This is a genomic window from Hymenobacter fastidiosus (assembly GCF_039539565.1).
GTDB lineage: Bacteria > Bacteroidota > Bacteroidia > Cytophagales > Hymenobacteraceae > Hymenobacter > Hymenobacter fastidiosus.
This window is the reverse complement of record NZ_BAABDJ010000036.1, coordinates 1-16,135: the sequence shown is the minus strand read 5'-3', so window position 1 is coordinate 16,135 and position 16,135 is coordinate 1. Positions and strand designations below refer to the sequence as shown.

Genomic DNA, 16,135 nt, shown 5'->3' with positions numbered 1-16,135 from the left:
CCCTATCGTTTTACAGCTGACAAAGCCGCTTCGACCAACAGCAAAAAGGCTATTACGCCACATCCGGAAAGACGGGGGAAGATTTGGGTAAGGACAAGTAAACAGGCGGCCTTCTCCTTTTTTTGAACAATCGACTACAAAATCCGACTAATCCGAAAAATCCGGACGAATCCGTGGTCGACGAATCCGGACGAATCCGTGGTCCACAAATCCGGACGAATCCGTGGTTCCGGGCTACTGCTGGCCCTTGAGCTTATCCTCGCCGCCGTAGGGGGCACCGGCCGTAATGTCGCCGCGCAGGCCGCCCTGCGATACGCCGGGACCGGTTTCGGGCTGCTGAGAGGTTGTGGTATTGCTGTCGGCAGTACCTGGATTTACCGCACTGCCGGTAGCTGACTGACCACTATCAGTGGATACGGCGGCTTTTTCATCTGCCGAGCCGGCCAACTCGCTTACTTTGGCCACGTACTGTCGCTTGGCGTCGTCTTCGCTCACGCCTTTAAACTTGCTCCACGAGTCCCATTGGGCCTGCGACATGCCCGGCTCACCGCTCGGGTTGTCGGGCGAGTCGTCGCCGACTGTTTCGCCGGTTGTGTCATGGTCGCCCTGGGTGGCTTGCTTGTAAAGGCCGTAAAGCTCCGTCATGTGGGCCGCGGCTTGGTCACCGGGTAAGCCGTTCACCCGCGACACGGCGGCTTCGAATTGCTGTTGTAGGTCCATTTGCTGCTGAAGGTCCATAAAATGGGGAAGTAAAAAGTGAATCTCGAAGGGTGTACTATCGTGGCACGGCTTTGGTTGCGGGGGCGGCCCGCTACTTTTTTTAGAACGTTAGTCCCCAGAGTTCGTACTTTTGCCCGCCAATTATGTGTGGAATCACCGGAATATTCGCCTTTACCGACGCTGGCCGTAGTTCGCTCGCCGCGTTGCAAGCCTCTACGGACGCCATCGTCAGCCGTGGTCCTGACTCCCAGGGGCATTTTGTGTACGATAGCTGCGGCCTGGGCTTCCGGCGGCTGGCCATTCTCGACCTCTCGGCCGATGGTAACCAGCCCATGACCGATGAGTCGGGGCGTTATACCATCGTCTTCAACGGCGAGATTTTCAACTTCCGGGAGCTGCGGCAGCGGCTGGTCAAGAAAGGTCACACCTTTCGCTCCCAGACCGACACGGAAGTTATCCTGAAGCTCTACATCAGCGAGGGGCGGGGTTTTTTGAAGAAGCTTAACGGTTTCTTCGGCCTGGCTATCTACGACAAGGAAGAAGACTCCCTGTTCATTGCCCGCGACCGGATGGGGGAGAAGCCCCTGCTCGTGTACCGCGACGAGGATAAGCTGTTCTTTGCCTCGGAGATGAAGTCGCTGCTGGCCCTGGGGGTGCCCCGCAAACTCGACTACGCGGCCCTGAGCCACTATCTGCAGCTCAACTATATTCCGGGTCCCGCCAGCATCTTTAAGGGCGTCAAGAAGCTGTTGCCCGGCCACTACCTCTATGTGCAAGGCGGCAAAGTGGTGCGCAAGCGCTGGTACAAGATTCCTTACGACCAGAAAAAGACCAACAAAAACCGGCTCAGCTACGAGCAGCAGCAGAAAAAGCTGGTGGAGCTCCTCGATGATGCTACCGCCCGCCGCCTCGTGGCCGACGTGCCCGTGGGCGCGTTCCTGAGCGGGGGTATCGACAGCAGCGTGATTGTGGCCCTGGCCTCGCGCCACACGCCCCACCTGAACACGTTCAGCATCGGCTACCGCGACGAGCCCTTCTTCGACGAAACCAAGTACGCCAAGCTGGTAGCCGAGCGTTACAAAACCAATCACACAGTTTTCTCGCTTACCAACCAGGACCTGTACGACCATATCTTCGACGTGCTCGACTACATCGACGAGCCCTTTGCCGATTCCTCGGCCCTGGCGGTATACATCCTCAGCAAGCGCACCCGCGAAAAGGCTACCGTAGCCCTGTCCGGCGACGGGGCCGACGAGATGTTTGCCGGCTACAACAAGCACATGGGCGAGTTTCAGGTGCGGCAAGGCGGCTTTAAGGCCGAAGCCGTGACGGGGCTCAACCTGCTCTGGGATGTGCTGCCCAAGTCGCGCAATTCGTTCTTCGGTAATAAGGTGCGGCAGTTTCAGCGCTTTTCGCGCGGCATGATTAGTGGCCCCAAAGACCGGTATTGGGACTGGGCCAGCTTTGTAAGCGAGAAGGACGCCCGCAATCTGCTCAGCCCGGCCTCCCGTCGGAAAGTAGGAAAGAACCTGGCCGAAAAGCGCCGCCGCGACATCCTGCAACACCTGCACGCCGATGGCGACCTGAACGAGGTGCTGCTTACCGACATGAACCTGGTGTTGCCCTACGACATGCTGGCCAAGGTGGACCTGATGAGCATGGCCAACTCCCTGGAGGTGCGCCCGCCCTTCCTGGACCCCAACGTGGTTAATTTCGCCTTCTCTATTCCCGTCACCAGCAAAATCGACGCGAATATGAAAAAGCGCATCGTGCAGGACGCGTTCCGGCCGCTGCTGCCCGAGGAGCTCTACCAGCGGCCCAAGCACGGCTTTGAAGTGCCGCTGCTGAAGTGGTTCCGCAACGAGCTGCGCCCGCTGATCGAAGACGACCTGCTTTCCGATGCCTTCATCGAAGCCCAGGGTATTTTCAGCGTGGAGGCCACGCGCGCGCTCAAAACCCAGCTTTTCTCCCGCAATCCCGGCGACGTTCACGCCCGCATCTGGGCGCTGATTGTATTTCAGTGGTGGTGGAAAAAGTGGATGATGAGCTAAATTTGCTTCAAGAATTAAGATAAACAGCTTTCCCTCACGCATTCGCGCCATATGAAAATCGCAATTGTAGGCACCGGTTATGTAGGCCTGGTTACCGGCACATGCTTCGCCGAAGTAGGCATTGAAGTTACGTGCATCGACATCGACCAGAAGAAGATTGATAACCTCCACAAAGGTATTTTGCCCATCTACGAGCCCGGCCTCGAGGAAATGGTGAGCCGCAACGTGGAAAAAGGTCGTCTGAAATTCTCCACCAGCCTGGCCGACGGCATCAAAGACTGCGACGTGGCCTTTATTGCCGTGGGCACGCCTCCCGGTGAAGATGGCTCAGCCGACCTGAAGTACGTGCTGGCGGTAGCCCGCGGCGTGGGTGAGCACATGAACAGCTACGGCGTGATTGTGACCAAGAGCACGGTGCCCGTGGGCACGGCCGCCAAAGTGCGCGCCGAAATCGAAAAGGCCCTGGCCCGGCGCGGCGAAACCATCGAGTTCGACGTGGCTTCCAACCCCGAGTTCCTCAAGGAAGGTGCCGCCATCGACGACTTCCTGAAGCCCGACCGCATTGTGGTCGGCGTGGCTTCGGCCCGCGCCGAGGAGGTGATGACCAAGCTCTACAAGCCCTTCCTGCTCAATGGCCACCCGATTATCTTCATGGATATCCCGTCGGCCGAGATGACGAAATATGCCGCCAACTCGATGCTGGCGACCAAGATTTCGTTCATGAACGACATTGCCAACCTGTGCGAAATCATGGGCGCCGACGTGAACATGGTCCGCAAAGGTATCGGCTCGGATGCCCGCATAGGCACCAAGTTCATCTACCCCGGCATCGGTTACGGCGGCTCGTGCTTTCCCAAGGACGTGAAGGCGCTGATCAAGACGGCGGCCGAGAACGGCTACGAGATGCAGGTGCTCAAGGCCGTGGAAAGCGTGAACGAGGCCCAGAAGGAAGTGCTGTTCGACAAAGTGACCAGGCATTTCGGCGGCCAGCTGAAAGGCAAGAAGATGGCTATCTGGGGCTTGTCGTTCAAGCCCAAGACCGACGACATGCGTGAGGCGCCGTCGCTGGTCATCATCGAAAAGCTGCTGGCCGAAGGCTGCACCGTAACGGCCTACGACCCGGTGGCCGTGGCCGAAGCCCGGCACACCCTCGGCGACCGGATCACCTACGCCAAGGATGAGTTTGACGCCCTGATTGATGCCGACGCCCTGCTGGTGGTAACGGAGTGGCCCGAGTTCCGCTCGCCCAACTTCGACGTGGTAGCCCGCCTGATGAAGCAAAAGGCTATCTTCGACGGTCGTAACATCTACGACGCCAAAGAATTGCACGAAGCGGGCTTCACCTACCACTGCATCGGTATCCGTACCGACCACAAGGAGCCGGTGGCCTAGATTTCAAAACAAGCCGGTGTGCGAAGCGCAACTCCGTGGGCCGGCTGCAAAGACTATAAGATGTCTGATAAAAAACGTGTTTTAATTACCGGCGGCGCCGGCTTTCTGGGCTCGCACCTCTGCGACCGGTTCATGGCCGAGGGCTACCACGTCATTGCCATGGACAACCTTATTACGGGGGACCTGGCGAATATCGAGCACTTGTTCGGCAAAGAGGATTTCGAGTTTCACCACGCCGACGTGTCAAAGTTCGTGTTTGTGCCCGGCAAGCTGAATTATATCCTGCATTTCGCCTCGCCGGCCTCGCCCATTGACTACCTCAAGATTCCGATTCAGACCCTGAAAGTGGGTTCGTTGGGTACCCACAACCTGCTGGGCCTGGCCCGGGTGAAGGGCGCCCGGATGCTGATTGCCAGCACCTCGGAGGTTTACGGTGACCCGGAAGTGCATCCGCAGGTGGAAGAGTACTTCGGCAACGTGAATCCCGTCGGCCCCCGCGGCTGCTACGACGAGGCCAAGCGCTTCCAGGAAGCCATTACCATGGCCTACCACAACCATCACGGCCTGGAAACGCGCATCGTGCGCATCTTCAACACCTACGGTCCGCGCATGCGCCTCAACGACGGCCGCGTGTTGCCGGCGTTCCTGAGCCAGGCCCTGCGCGGCGAAAACCTCACGGTATTCGGTGACGGTTCCCAGACCCGCTCGTTCTGCTACGTCGATGATTTGGTGGAAGGCATCTACCGCCTGCTGCTGAGCGACTACGCCCTGCCCGTGAACATTGGTAACCCCGACGAAATCACCATCAAGGAGTTCGGCGAAGAAATTGCCAACCTGATGAACGTGGAGTTTAAGCCGACCTACCAGGAGCTGCCCCAGAACGACCCAATGAAGCGTAAGCCGGACATCACCAAGGCTCGCGAGATTCTGGGCTGGGAGCCGAAGGTAGACCGCGCCGAAGGACTGCGCCGGACGCTGGAGTACTTCAAGGAACACGTTGAGGTAGCTGCTTCTGGTCAGGTCAATAACACGCCCCGCTCTTTTTGAGCCGTAGCTGCTGCATATGCAAAAACCGCATCTGATTGAGTTTCCGAAGCTGGGCGCCTCCGACATCGGCTACATTTCCGTCGGGGAAGCCAATGGTCTGATCCCCTTCTCGGTGGAACGCACGTTCTGGACCTACTTTACACCGGAGAGCATCGTGCGGGGCCGGCACGCGCATCACGCTACCGAGCAGGTACTGGTGGCCGTAGCCGGCCGCATTATCGTGACCACGGAGATGCCCGACGGGGAAATTCAGACCTTCGTGCTGGAGTCGCCGCACGTGGGCGTGTACGTGCCGCCGAATGCCTGGCACACTATGCAGTACTCGCACACGGCCGTGCAGCTGGTATTTGCCTCCACGCGCTACAACGAGCAGGACTACATCCGGCAGTACGAAAACTTTCGCCAGGTATGGGGACAGCAGTAAAGGCGAAGCTGGTAGCGGCGCGGGCGGAAAAGCTCTTTTTCTACTCGCCCTACAATTTCCTTCGCAAGCTCGACGTGGCTACGCAGCAGGAGCTTTTTGGTACCGGGGCGGCGCTGCACTACGCCGCCGACGCCAACCACCGGGTATTTGAGTTTGAGCACGAAGGCGCTACCGTCCAGTTCCTGTACACCTTTCTGCCCTGGGATACTGATTTTTTCCGGGCTCCGGTGTACAAGGTCTTTACCGCCTTGTTTGCCGATGATACCTCCGCTACCACCCTGGCTGCTGCCGGAAATGCTTTCCGGCAGCAGCTGGGGCAGGAGGGAGCCGCCTACTGCTTTGCCGAGCTGCCCGCCGAAGACACCCGCGTGGCCCAGGCCCTGGGTGATGCCGGCTGGCGGCTGGTCGAAACGCGGCTGACGTACTTTCACGACGGCGTCGCTGCGTTTGAGCAGCCCCGCTACCCGGTCCGCCCGGCCCGGCCGGAAGAGGCGGCGGCCATTGGCCGGATTTCGGCGGCGGCCCGCAACGAGTACGACCGGTTCCACGCCGACCAGTGGTTTGCCGACGACCAGGGTGACCGGTTTTTGGCGCGCTATGCCGCAGCCGCCGTAGAAGGCTACTGCGACGACGTGCTGGTGCCGGCCGAACCCGGCTTGCCCGTCGACTCGTTTCTGGCCATCAGCGACCTGCAGGCCCACGGCGTCAGTCTGAGCTCGGGCTTTTCCCGCGTGGTGCTTACAGCCGTAGGCCCTGCCAACCGGGGCTGGCACCTGAAGCTAGTAGCGGAAACGGTGCAGCGCGCCCGCCAAAACGGGGCGGAGTATGTATTGATGACCACGCAGGCGACCAACCGGGCCGTATTCCGGACCTGCGAAAAATTGAATTTTAGAGTCGGTGGCTGCGGCCACGTACTGGCCTGCTCGCATTTTAACTAAGTCGCTATGAAAGTCCCTTTTCTTTCCTTCACTCCCCAGAACCAAGCCATCCGCACCCAGGTACTGGATGCCATGAGCCGGGTTTTCGACTCGCAATGGTACGTGCTGGGCGAAGCCGTGCAGCAGTTTGAAGCCGAATACGCCCGCTTTTCCACTACTACGGAGTGCGTAGGCGTAGCCAACGGCCTCGACGCGCTGCATCTGGCGCTCAAGGCCCTCGACGTGAAGGAAGGTGACGAGGTAATCGTCCCGTCTAATACCTACATTGCCACCTGGCTGGCCATTTCCTTCGTGGGGGCCACGCCGGTGCCCGTCGAGCCCAACCCAACCACCTACAACCTGGATCCGGCGCTGCTGGAGGCCGCCATTACGCCGCGTACCCGCGCTATCATGCCGGTGCACTTGTATGGGCAGGCCTGCGAAATGACGGCCATCATGGAAATTGCCAGGCGCCACAATCTGTACGTAATCGAAGACAATGCCCAGTCGCAGGGCGCTACCTTCGAAGGTGGCATCACCGGCAGCTTCGGCGACGTGAATGCCACGAGCTTTTATCCCGGCAAAAACCTGGGTGCCCTCGGCGACGCCGGGGCCGTCACGACCAGCAATGCCGATCTGGCCAGGAAAGTACGGACGCTGCGCAACTACGGCTCGCAGCAGAAATATTACAACGAGGTAATCGGCCACAACTCCCGGCTCGATGAGCTGCAGGCCGCCGTGCTGAGCGCCAAGCTGCCCATGCTGATGGAGTGGACCGGCCAGCGCCAGCAAGTGGCGGCGCTGTACAATGAGCGCCTCGCCGATATTGCTGATCTGCGTTTGCCGGTCGTGGCCGCCGGGGCTACCCACGTCTATCATTTGTACGTGGTGCGCACCAGCCGGCGCGACGAGCTGCAGAAATACCTCACGGAGCAGGGCATCGGCACGCTGATTCACTACCCGATTCCGCCTCACCTGCAGGAAGCCTACCGCTCTATGAACTTCAAGGCCGGCGACTTTCCTATTGCTGAAAACCTGGCTACTTCCTGCCTCAGCCTGCCCATGTGGCCCGGCATGACGGCGGCGGACGTGGCTATCGTGACCGATGCCATCCGCTCGTTCTTGAGCCGCTGATCTTCTTTTCTGGTGTATCCACTCTCGCATGAATGTTTCTGACTCTACCATCAGTGCCCCGGCTGTTAACGCACTGCGCGTACGAAGCTGGTGGCTACTGGGGTTAGCGGCTGCCGTGCTGCCGTTTCTGCTCCTGGCGTATTATAACTACCCCAGTATTCACGATGACTACGCCAACTCCAACCGGATTATTCAGCTGGGCCGACAGCAGTTTATTCACGACTTGTACAACACCTGGACCGGCCGCTACACCGAGCTGGCCTTAAAAGCCTATCTCGACCCCCTGTCTTATCAGCAAACCGCACTGCTGGCCCGGATCCAGCCCGTTGTGGTTATTCTGCTGCTCCTTATCGCGGCGTACGGCTTTTTTCGGGTGCTGCTCCGTACTGCCCATGTGTCTGTCGTAGCTGCCTGTGCGCTGTTGATGACGGTACTTTACCTGAACGGGTTCGAAATGGCCGGGGCGGCCTTCTACTGGTTTGGCGGCTACACCTCGTTCACAGCCGGGATTATTGCCAGCCTGTTTGCCTTCACGGGTATGCTGGGCCTGCACTGCTACCAAGGCCGCCCGGGCGCGCAGCTTGCCAGTCTGATCTGGGCCGCTTTTTTCAGCATCGTGGCCATCGGGGCCTACGATGTGTCGATGATGGCCATGTGCTACCTGCTTGGCAGTACTGTCGTGTTCGCTTGGCTGCTGAAAATACCCGCCAGAAACTGGTTTCTTGTCCTGTTTGCCCTGGCCATGATCGGGGCCTTCTTTGCTGTGACTGCACCTGGCAATCAGGTGCGTGCGGCGATGTCCGGCCGGGATCTGGGCCATGTGCTGAAGAGCTCTCAGGGCGTTGTCATCATTATCAAGAGCATCTATTTTGCCCTCACGCAGACCATTTCCTGGACCAACAGCATGTTGTTGTTGCTGGGTAGTATTTTGCTGGCTAGCCTGCTCACGCAGGTGCGCCAGGATACGGGGCTCGACCTAAGCCGGATCCACCCGGCTTTGCTGGTGTTGTGGCTTCTGGGCGGTATTGGGGCCATGATTTTCCCCTCGATGCTGGTTTACCAGACGGTGTGGCCTCATAGCTGGCAGTGCGTCTACTTCTACTTTCTCTTGGGCTGGCTGTGGGTGCTGACAACGGTAATTGCTCGGTACAGCTCCCGTTCGGGCCTTTTGCGGGCGCTGAGCAGCACTGCGGGCTGGCGCTTAGCGGCCTTGGCTTTCTGCGTCCTGTGCTTCTTCAGCAGCACCAGCAATACCCACATGGCTTATCTGGATGTGGCCGCCAAGGCCCCCGAGCATTATGCCCGGATCCGGCAGCGCGAGCAAATGTTGCAGCAGCAGGCCGCGCACCACGTCAAAATAACGGAAATGCATCCGCTCTATAGCAACGAGGATGCCTACCGTGTCCCAAGCGTGCTTTACACCTACGACTTCAACAACGACGACGCCGTGCAGTATGCCCTTTATTACGGCGTGGATAGCGTCGTGATCAAGCCTAACCCTTACCATCCCTAAGCGCTGTTTTCGCAAGGACGCCAGCTGAATCCGAGTCGTGCCAACAGCTTAAACCAAACGGAGCCCTACCTTTGTTGTGCCCACAACCCCTTGCCTCGCGTCCCGTCATCTACTATGCCCAAGCTCTCCATCATCATTCCCTGTTACTACAACGAAGACAATATCCCGGTGACGGCGCAGGCCCTGATTGCCAACGAAGCCGGCTTTCCCGCTGATGTGACTTTTGAGTACGTAATGGTGGATGACGGCTCCGGTGACAACACCGTGCGCGAACTGCTCCGCTTTCGGGACCAATATCCGGATCGGGTTAGAGTAGTCGAGCTGGTCAGCAACGTAGGCTCCTACAATGCCATTGTGGCCGGTATTTCCCAGGCTACCGGCGATTGTATGGCCATTATTACGGCCGACATGCAGGATCCGCCCGAGCTGATGGTACAGATGTACAACTATTGGCTGCAGGGATTCAAGCTGGTCATTGGTAACCGGCAGGACCGGGAGGAAACGGGCTTGCAGCAGGTATTTGCTAAGACGTTCCACCTGCTGATGAAGAAAATCGCCCTCCCCAATATTCCGGATGGTGGCTTCGACTTCGTCTTTTTTGATCGGCAGGTAGCGGAGCATATCACCCAGCTGCAGGAGCGCAACAGCAACCTGTTCTACCTGATGGTCTGGTTAGGATATCCTTACGTGAATATTCCCTATGTGCGGCGTAAGCGCGAGATAGGGAAGTCTCGCTGGACGCTTAAGAAAAAAGCTAAGCTGTTTATTGACTCCATTCTGGCCTTCTCTTATTTTCCTATTCGTGCGATTTCAGTAATAGGCCTGTTTTTAGGATTGGTCGCGTTTGGCTACGGACTTTACATCATTGGCCTGCACCTGTTCGGCAGTAAAGTGCCGGAAGGCTGGTCTACGCTGATGGTGGTAGTGTTGTTTGTCTCCGCTTTCCAGATGGCGGCGCTGGGCATCATCGGCGAGTACGTGTGGCGAGGGCTTGATGCTGCCCGCAAGCGGCCCCTGTACGTGATAAAGGAGCCGCGCAAGTAACTCGTTGAGTACAAGTAAGCAGCATTGGCTTAGTCAGGCTAGGAATAGCTGCCCGCAGCCTGTGCCCTGCCTGCCAGAAAGTTGCTGTCCTTATGATGCAGGGCCTGGCCAAGCCGGTATCAGGATAATCTTAATCAGTGTCCGGCCGTATTGGCTTACATTTTTGCGTTCCTGAATTGCCCAAAATATGATAAAGCGCATAGTTCGTAAAGCAGGTGAATTGTTGCAATGGCAAAAGAATTATTGGCTTGCTTTGCCAGCGAACTTGTTCAGCAAAAAACGACACACAGTGATTGTGCTGGATGATATATATCCTTTAGTGATGTCACCATTCCGCTTAGTTGAGTTCAATTATTACTTATCTGTATTCCCGGACTCAATTGTATATACTACGGGAACTGCATTGAAATATATCGGCGAAACGAAAAGTTTGACGGCCATTATGGATTTGCATATGCTGCAAAATCCTGACTATGCTGGCAGAGTCGTTGAGTTTAATCCAAGCAGAAAGCTCAAGGGTTCCTTGGCGTATGTTGTGTTTTTGCATAACACTCACCGGTTTTTGCCGATAATAGAAAAAAATGCTATTCCCTTTGTCTTTACTTTGTATCCCGGTGGAGGGTTCTTCATGGATAGCAAAATAGTGAACAGGCAGTTGAAAGAAATTTTCAACTCTAAATATTTCAGAAAGGTAATTGTTACTCAGAAAATTACTTTTGATTACTTAGTTACTAACAACCTTTGCCCTGCTGAAAAAATAGAGCTAGTTTATGGCGTAGTGCTCCCGGTTGAGAAGCTTCAGCTGGCAGCCGCGAATAAGCTGGAATTTAAGAAGAACAAATTCACTTTTGATCTGTGCTTTGTTGCCAATAAATATATGCCTTTGGGTATTGATAAAGGGTATGATACTTTTATTGCAATAGCAAAAAAAATGAGTGATGCACATGATGACGTGAAATTCCATATAGTAGGCAGCTTCGATGCCTCCGATATAGACGTCAGTGGCTACGACAACATCGTGTTCTATGGTCCGCAAAAAACAGGATTTTTCCCGGATTTTTATGCCAAGATGGACATAGTTGTTTCACCCAATGTTCCTTCGGCACTTGAAAATGGCGCGTTTGATGGTTTTCCAACGGGCGGCTGCATTGAAGCCGGATTGATGGGCGTAGCACTGTTCTGCTCCGATAGTATGGGGCAGAATGTTTACTTTGAACACAAAACTGATATAGTAATCATAGATAACAACGCGGATAATATAGTTGAATTCGTTGAATATTATTACAATAACTATTCGGAGCTGCTGACGATAGCCAAAAAAGGGCAGGCCAAAATAAAAGAGTTATTCAGTATTGAGGCGCAACTGTATCCGCGCGTTAAAGTTCTGCAAGAAGCTATGCAGGTGGTGTGATCCTAATCAGTATCCGGCCAGGTATACCACCATACAGTGGGTTGGCCAGCGCAAACGGAACTAAGAGCGTGTTTGGGAATTCAGGTTAGATTGAGATACATAGTAATATTGGCCACCAGGAGCTAGGTCGCGTGGCTGGCGGGGGTGAATTCGTAATCGACGATCACGCGCCGAAAGCAGGCTAGCCAAGCGAAGGTACGCTCCACGACCCAGCGGCGGGCTAGCGGCACGAAACCGCGTTGCGTGGGCGGCCGACTACTGATCTGCTGGGCCAGGCCCAGTTGCTGCAGGTGTCGCGCGAAGCGCCCGCGGTAAGCCGCATCGGTGAGCACCAGCTGTAGGCGCCGCGCCCACCAGGGGCGGTGGGGCAGCAAGGCCAAGGCACCGGTGCTGTCATGGCGGTGGGCGGCGTGTACGTGCGCGGCCCAGATACGCCCGCCGGAATCGACCAAAATCTGCCGTTTACGGCCGTTGACGAGCTTGTGCGCATCCAAGCCCCGGTGTTCATAGATGCGCGGGGCCAGCTTCACGCTTTGACTGTCCACACAAGCCAGCGTCGGCAAGGCTTCTCGGCCCTGGGCCAGGCGGTCCATCCCATTCTGGGCTACATTCAGGCGCGGCCACAGGCCCAGCTGTTGCCAGCGATAGAAATAGTAGTAGACCGCCGTCCAAGGCGGAAACTGCGGCGGTAGGGCCCGCCACTGGCAGCCGGTGCAACACACATAGAGCAACGCATTGAAGACGTGACGCAAACACAAGCGCCGCCGTCGTTGTGTGGGCAGCAGCAACTCAATAACTTGCCACTGCGAGTCAGTAAGGGGTTGATAGCCGTCAACCATAAGTAGGAAGGAGCTTGGTTACTCTACCCCGCGATTTTTACAGGTATTTGATAGCGAGCAACTTGCCTGATAAGCCAGCGCAGGTTCACGTTTGAAATGCAACAAATTGGGTTGAAAAGAGGGATTTAAGGTGTTTGTTGCGCGTGGAATAGTTCAATTTCTTTCGGGGTCGGTCATTGAGGCGGTCCTGGTAGGTGGTTATCTGTTGGGGGCTCATCTGGGAAAAGTCTTGCTTTTTGGGCAGATACTGGCGGATGAGTTTGTTGTTATGCTCGTTGGCTCCCCGTTCCCAGGCATGGTAGGGGTGGGCAAAATAGAAAGACGTTTTTAACGCTTTGGCGATCTGCTCATAGTCGGCGAACTCGGTGCCGTTATCCGACGTGAGCGTGTGGACGGGCAAGCCGCTTTGGCTTAGGCTGTCAATAACCGCCTGACGGGTCTGGGCAGCGGATTTATCGTCTACCCGCTGCATGAGCAGATAGTTGCTGCTGCGTTCGGTTATCGTGACCAGGACGCCTTTTTGCTGGGGACCCAGCACCGTGTCGAGTTCCCAGTCGCCGAAACGACTCTTTTCTGCGACCACCGCCGGCCGCTGGTCGATACTGGGTTTAGCCGCCCGGCGGGCTGCTTTGCCGCGCCCGTCGGGTTTGCCATAGCGCTTGCGATAGGGCCGATTGGCGTGGCGTAAGTCTTTGTACAACTGGCCGCCCTGCCGCTGGTCGCGCCAGATGTGGGCATAAATGGCCGCCCGGCTGAGCATGGGCTGGCCCTGCTGCTGGCAGCGGCCTTTTATCTGGTCGGGCGACCATTGGTTGGCCAGGCCTTGGGCAATGGTCTGGCACACAAGTGGTATCGTTTTCACGGCGTTGGCTTTTTTGCGTTGGGCCGCCCGTTTGTGGGCCAGCTGCGGCTGGTACGCCTGGCGGGTGGGGCCATTACGGGCCAGCTCGCGCGTGACGACCGAGCGGTGTTTGCCGATTCTACGGGCAATCTCGGCGGGCTTGAGATGGCGCAGGCGCCAGATTTGATATCTTTGGCTAAGGGTTAGGTGGGGCATGGTGCAACAGTTTGGCGATTGTGGCAAAAATAGCACATTACCCAGAACGTCAGCGGGGAGGCGACTCCCCGCTGACATTCTGGGTAATGTGCTATTTTTGCTACAGATAAATTTGTTGCATTTCATTTTGGAATCTAAGCAGTTCAATAAGGCTTCGACTACTCTACTCCATGATTTTTACAGGTATCTGATAGCGAGCAACTTGCCTGATGAGCCAGTCCAATAAGGCTTCGACTAGTCGGGCTAGCCTGGTTCGGGCATCAGTGGCGGGGCGGGTTAGAGCAGTTTCAGCTGTAATGAATAGAATTAAAAATGAAGAATTAAAAATTAAAACCCTGATTAACAAGTTTTTAATTTTTAATTCTTCATTTTTAATTCATTTGAAAACTGTACACCAACTTGGAAACCGCTGTAGTTGGCGCACGATATTCAAGCCGTGGCGGCTCAGGCTCGTGGCCCGATAGCCGTGGTTTTTATGCGCCACTGGCGTCCGCCGGTCCGCCGCCTGGCCCACGCTCAGGCAAAAAGCATAGGCCAGGCTGACCAGCGCGACGAGTTTGCGCAGCTTGTCGTGCGAGCGCAAGTGGCTGTTTTCCAGGTTGAATCCCCGGCCTTTCAGGTTTTGAAAGCACTGCTCTATCATCCAGCGCTTGGCGTAGAACTGCCCCAGCGAAGTCAGGCCGGCCGTGCCAAAGAGAAAGAGAAACTCCCCTTCAGCCAGGGCCTTGACCCAGACTTGCCCCCACACGCCATCGACTTGCACGTGGGCAAATCGGCGCACCTGCCCCACGGCCAGGCCCAGGTCGGCAATGGCGCGACGGCGGCCGCTCTGCTCGGTCAGCAGGTGGTGTTTGGGTAAGCGCATGACGAAATTCAACCCGTTGTTTTTGAGTCACTTAAGCCAGACATGGCCCACAAACTCGCGGTCGCCCAGCACCAGGCCAATCCGCTCGCGGCCCAGCAGGGCCACGCAGGCCTCGAGCACGGCAATGCGCTGGGCGGCGTTGGAGTTGCCGCTGCGATTGTCGAGCAGTTCCCAGTAGAGCGGCACGTGCCACGCGCCGTAGTCCACGGTGACGAGCAGGATAGTGACCTGACACCGGCCGAAGTCCCATTCGGTGCGGTCCAGACGCAGGCGCAGCTTGCCGGTGGCCGGTAACAAGCTGACCAGCAGCTGAACCGGCACCAGGTAGTCGAGCTCCACGTCGCGGAAGAAGTTCTGAATCCGGGTTTCATCCGAGGCGGGTTTGGCCGCATCGTTCAGGTGCTGGGCCACTTCGCAGAAGTGCACGTTGCGGCTCTTTATCAGGCCGATAACGAATTGCGCGATAAACTTTTGCCGCGACAGATGGCCTACCAGGGGCACGTGCTGTAAAACGGTCGTAATTTTGGCGATGAGGCGTTGCTTCACGGGGCGGGAGTGGCTTTTAGGTGTTGGAACCACAAAGGCCGGTCCGTCCCGTTTTTCGTCTGCAACTCCTTTAAACAGACAGCAGAGGCCTTTTTCTGCTTGAAAATAGCTTTAAATAACTGTAAATCAACTAATTGAAAAATCGTAGGGTAGAGTAGCCAGAGTTGATACGTTCTCGGTCAGGGCATGGCATTTTTGAAATTTTGGGCGAAGAATAGTTGGGCGTAGCTGATGGAGGCGTCGACGTTGGTAAGCAGGTAATTCAGGGCCAGGGTATTAAACAGGGCCACGTTCATGGCCGCGACGCGGTGGCGGATGCCGTTGGTATCCTGACCAAAATGCACGTCGCGGGTACGGTGGAGCTTGTTTTCGATACCCCAGTGCCCGCGAATGCCCGCGGCGAATTTGGCCGCCGGGCGCCCGGCTAGGCTGGTGAGGTAGTAGTGCGTTTGCTGGGTGGTGAGCTGCGGGCCCACCACGGTTTTGACGACGACGACGCAGCCCGCCGCCCCGGCCCAGTCGGCCAGCCAGCGCGGGTCGGCGGCGTACACACTGGTCTGCCAACTGATGTCGCGGCGCTCGCCCTGGCAATGGGTGGCCCCGGCGGGCGTGGGGTCGGCGGCGTGGCAGGCGGCGATGGCGTCCCGCAGCTTGGGCTGGTTGCCCTTGATCTGCAGCACGTAGTCGTTGCCGCTGGTCACGATGGCGGCGGCCGTTTTTTTTGGGCATGCAGCGCGTCGAGCGTGAACACCACGCCCCGGTCCTGCAAGCCGGCGAGCAAGTCGCGCAGCACGCTCATCTCCCCCGTTTTCTTGTCCGTGTAGTCCTGCAGGGCCAGGGTCAGGCCCGTGCGCTGGCAGTATAAACTGACCACCGAGACAAAAGACCTTATTCGACTTGGTTGGTGAGTTTATCGGGCGCGTAGGCCCGCCAGGCGCTACGGACGCGCAGGTTGTGCAGGCCGCAGGCCACGGCCATCACCGTGTCGCGCCGCCACTCGCCGCGTAAACGCAGCGTGCCCTGGACCATGCGCAAGCGCTTGATGCCACTGTGGGCGTGCTCAATGACGACGCGCAACGAGCTCAGCAACTGGTTGTAAAGCTTTTGGGAAAACGTCAATTCCTGTTTCGGTGGCTTTTTGTGGGGCATCTCCACCAGCACCCCCGCCGGGGCGT

At 57.1% G+C, this 16,135-nt stretch carries 17 protein-coding genes; 9 read left to right on the top strand and 8 right to left on the bottom strand.

Features of this window, described 5'->3' with window-relative positions:
• Positions 1 to 234: 234 nt before the first annotated feature.
• Positions 235 to 738, bottom strand: a complete 504-nt coding sequence (locus tag ABD833_RS15635) for an acyl-CoA-binding protein (protein ID WP_345074231.1) — start codon at positions 736 to 738, stop codon at positions 235 to 237.
• A 125-nt stretch (positions 739 to 863) separates the two neighbouring features.
• Here ABD833_RS15635 and asnB point away from each other — a divergent pair, with 125 nt between their 5' ends.
• The 9 genes from asnB (at position 864) to ABD833_RS15590 (ending at position 11,653) form a co-directional block, all read left to right on the top strand.
• Positions 864 to 2,771, top strand: coding sequence for an asparagine synthase (glutamine-hydrolyzing) (gene asnB / locus ABD833_RS15630; protein ID WP_345074229.1), 1,908 nt, complete (start codon positions 864 to 866; stop codon positions 2,769 to 2,771).
• A gap of 51 nt (positions 2,772 to 2,822) precedes the next feature.
• A complete protein-coding gene (locus ABD833_RS15625) occupies positions 2,823 to 4,163 on the top strand; it encodes a UDP-glucose dehydrogenase family protein (protein WP_345074228.1) in 1,341 nt (446 codons plus the stop codon).
• Positions 4,164 to 4,223: 60 nt separating this feature from the next.
• Positions 4,224 to 5,210, top strand: a complete 987-nt coding sequence (locus ABD833_RS15620; RefSeq protein ID WP_345074226.1) for a UDP-glucuronic acid decarboxylase family protein — start codon at positions 4,224 to 4,226, stop codon at positions 5,208 to 5,210.
• A 16-nt stretch (positions 5,211 to 5,226) separates the two neighbouring features.
• On the top strand, positions 5,227 to 5,634 hold the full coding sequence (locus tag ABD833_RS15615) for a sugar 3,4-ketoisomerase (RefSeq protein ID WP_345074224.1): 408 nt from the start codon (positions 5,227 to 5,229) through the stop codon (positions 5,632 to 5,634).
• Positions 5,619 to 6,572: a GNAT family protein gene (locus tag ABD833_RS15610; protein ID WP_345074223.1), complete on the top strand. Its 954-nt coding sequence runs from the start codon at positions 5,619 to 5,621 to the stop codon at positions 6,570 to 6,572. The genes ABD833_RS15615 and ABD833_RS15610 overlap by 16 nt, the downstream gene beginning before the upstream one ends.
• Positions 6,573 to 6,578: 6 nt before the next feature.
• Positions 6,579 to 7,685, top strand: coding sequence for a DegT/DnrJ/EryC1/StrS family aminotransferase (locus ABD833_RS15605; RefSeq protein WP_345074221.1), 1,107 nt, complete (start codon positions 6,579 to 6,581; stop codon positions 7,683 to 7,685).
• A gap of 28 nt (positions 7,686 to 7,713) precedes the next feature.
• Entirely contained in the window at positions 7,714 to 9,198 is a 1,485-nt protein-coding gene (locus ABD833_RS15600; RefSeq protein WP_345074219.1) for a DUF6056 family protein, read from the top strand.
• Positions 9,199 to 9,312: 114 nt separating this feature from the next.
• Entirely contained in the window at positions 9,313 to 10,242 is a 930-nt protein-coding gene (locus tag ABD833_RS15595; protein WP_345074218.1) for a glycosyltransferase family 2 protein, read from the top strand.
• 187 nt (positions 10,243 to 10,429) lie between these two features.
• A complete protein-coding gene (locus tag ABD833_RS15590) occupies positions 10,430 to 11,653 on the top strand; it encodes a glycosyltransferase family 4 protein (RefSeq protein ID WP_345074216.1) in 1,224 nt (407 codons plus the stop codon).
• Positions 11,654 to 11,775: 122 nt separating this feature from the next.
• On the opposite strand, the gene ABD833_RS15585 is transcribed toward ABD833_RS15590, so the two are convergent.
• The 7 genes from ABD833_RS15585 to ABD833_RS15555 form a co-directional block, all read right to left on the bottom strand.
• Positions 11,776 to 12,492 carry an IS5 family transposase gene (locus ABD833_RS15585; RefSeq protein ID WP_345074215.1) on the bottom strand — a complete coding sequence of 239 codons (717 nt, stop codon included), beginning with the start codon at positions 12,490 to 12,492 and terminating at the stop codon, positions 11,776 to 11,778.
• Between the two features lie 85 nt (positions 12,493 to 12,577).
• Positions 12,578 to 13,549 (bottom strand): IS30 family transposase, encoded by a 972-nt coding sequence (locus tag ABD833_RS15580; RefSeq protein WP_345074213.1) that lies wholly within the window; start codon positions 13,547 to 13,549, stop codon positions 12,578 to 12,580.
• Positions 13,550 to 13,925: 376 nt separating this feature from the next.
• Positions 13,926 to 14,414, bottom strand: coding sequence for a transposase (locus ABD833_RS15575; protein ID WP_345074211.1), 489 nt, complete (start codon positions 14,412 to 14,414; stop codon positions 13,926 to 13,928).
• A 27-nt stretch (positions 14,415 to 14,441) separates the two neighbouring features.
• Positions 14,442 to 14,960, bottom strand: a complete 519-nt coding sequence (locus ABD833_RS15570; RefSeq protein WP_345074209.1) for a hypothetical protein — start codon at positions 14,958 to 14,960, stop codon at positions 14,442 to 14,444.
• Positions 14,961 to 15,139: 179 nt separating this feature from the next.
• Positions 15,140 to 15,661, bottom strand: a complete 522-nt coding sequence (locus ABD833_RS15565) for an ISAs1 family transposase (RefSeq protein WP_345074207.1) — start codon at positions 15,659 to 15,661, stop codon at positions 15,140 to 15,142.
• Entirely contained in the window at positions 15,658 to 15,834 is a 177-nt protein-coding gene (locus tag ABD833_RS15560) for a hypothetical protein (protein WP_345074205.1), read from the bottom strand. The genes ABD833_RS15565 and ABD833_RS15560 overlap by 4 nt, the downstream gene beginning before the upstream one ends.
• Before the next feature lie 14 nt (positions 15,835 to 15,848).
• On the bottom strand, positions 15,849 to 16,135 hold a 287-nt coding region (locus tag ABD833_RS15555; RefSeq protein ID WP_345074203.1), incomplete at its 5' end, for a transposase family protein.

Excerpts from the sequence above, each read along its gene's own strand:
- ABD833_RS15580 (WP_345074213.1), bottom strand. The coding sequence starts at position 13,549 with ATGCCCCACCTAACCCTTAGCCAAAGATATCAAATCTGGCGCCTGCGC.
- ABD833_RS15625 (WP_345074228.1), top strand. The coding sequence starts at position 2,823 with ATGAAAATCGCAATTGTAGGCACCGGTTATGTAGGCCTGGTTACCGGC.
- ABD833_RS15600 (WP_345074219.1), top strand. The coding sequence starts at position 7,714 with ATGAATGTTTCTGACTCTACCATCAGTGCCCCGGCTGTTAACGCACTG.
- ABD833_RS15585 (WP_345074215.1), bottom strand. The coding sequence starts at position 12,492 with ATGGTTGACGGCTATCAACCCCTTACTGACTCGCAGTGGCAAGTTATT.
- ABD833_RS15620 (WP_345074226.1), top strand. The coding sequence starts at position 4,224 with ATGTCTGATAAAAAACGTGTTTTAATTACCGGCGGCGCCGGCTTTCTG.
- ABD833_RS15575 (WP_345074211.1), bottom strand. The coding sequence starts at position 14,414 with ATGCGCTTACCCAAACACCACCTGCTGACCGAGCAGAGCGGCCGCCGT.
- ABD833_RS15605 (WP_345074221.1), top strand. The coding sequence starts at position 6,579 with ATGAAAGTCCCTTTTCTTTCCTTCACTCCCCAGAACCAAGCCATCCGC.
- asnB (WP_345074229.1), top strand. The coding sequence starts at position 864 with ATGTGTGGAATCACCGGAATATTCGCCTTTACCGACGCTGGCCGTAGT.
- ABD833_RS15635 (WP_345074231.1), bottom strand. The coding sequence starts at position 738 with ATGGACCTTCAGCAGCAAATGGACCTACAACAGCAATTCGAAGCCGCC.
- ABD833_RS15590 (WP_345074216.1), top strand. The coding sequence starts at position 10,430 with ATGATAAAGCGCATAGTTCGTAAAGCAGGTGAATTGTTGCAATGGCAA.
- ABD833_RS15595 (WP_345074218.1), top strand. The coding sequence starts at position 9,313 with ATGCCCAAGCTCTCCATCATCATTCCCTGTTACTACAACGAAGACAAT.
- ABD833_RS15615 (WP_345074224.1), top strand. The coding sequence starts at position 5,227 with ATGCAAAAACCGCATCTGATTGAGTTTCCGAAGCTGGGCGCCTCCGAC.
- ABD833_RS15610 (WP_345074223.1), top strand. The coding sequence starts at position 5,619 with ATGGGGACAGCAGTAAAGGCGAAGCTGGTAGCGGCGCGGGCGGAAAAG.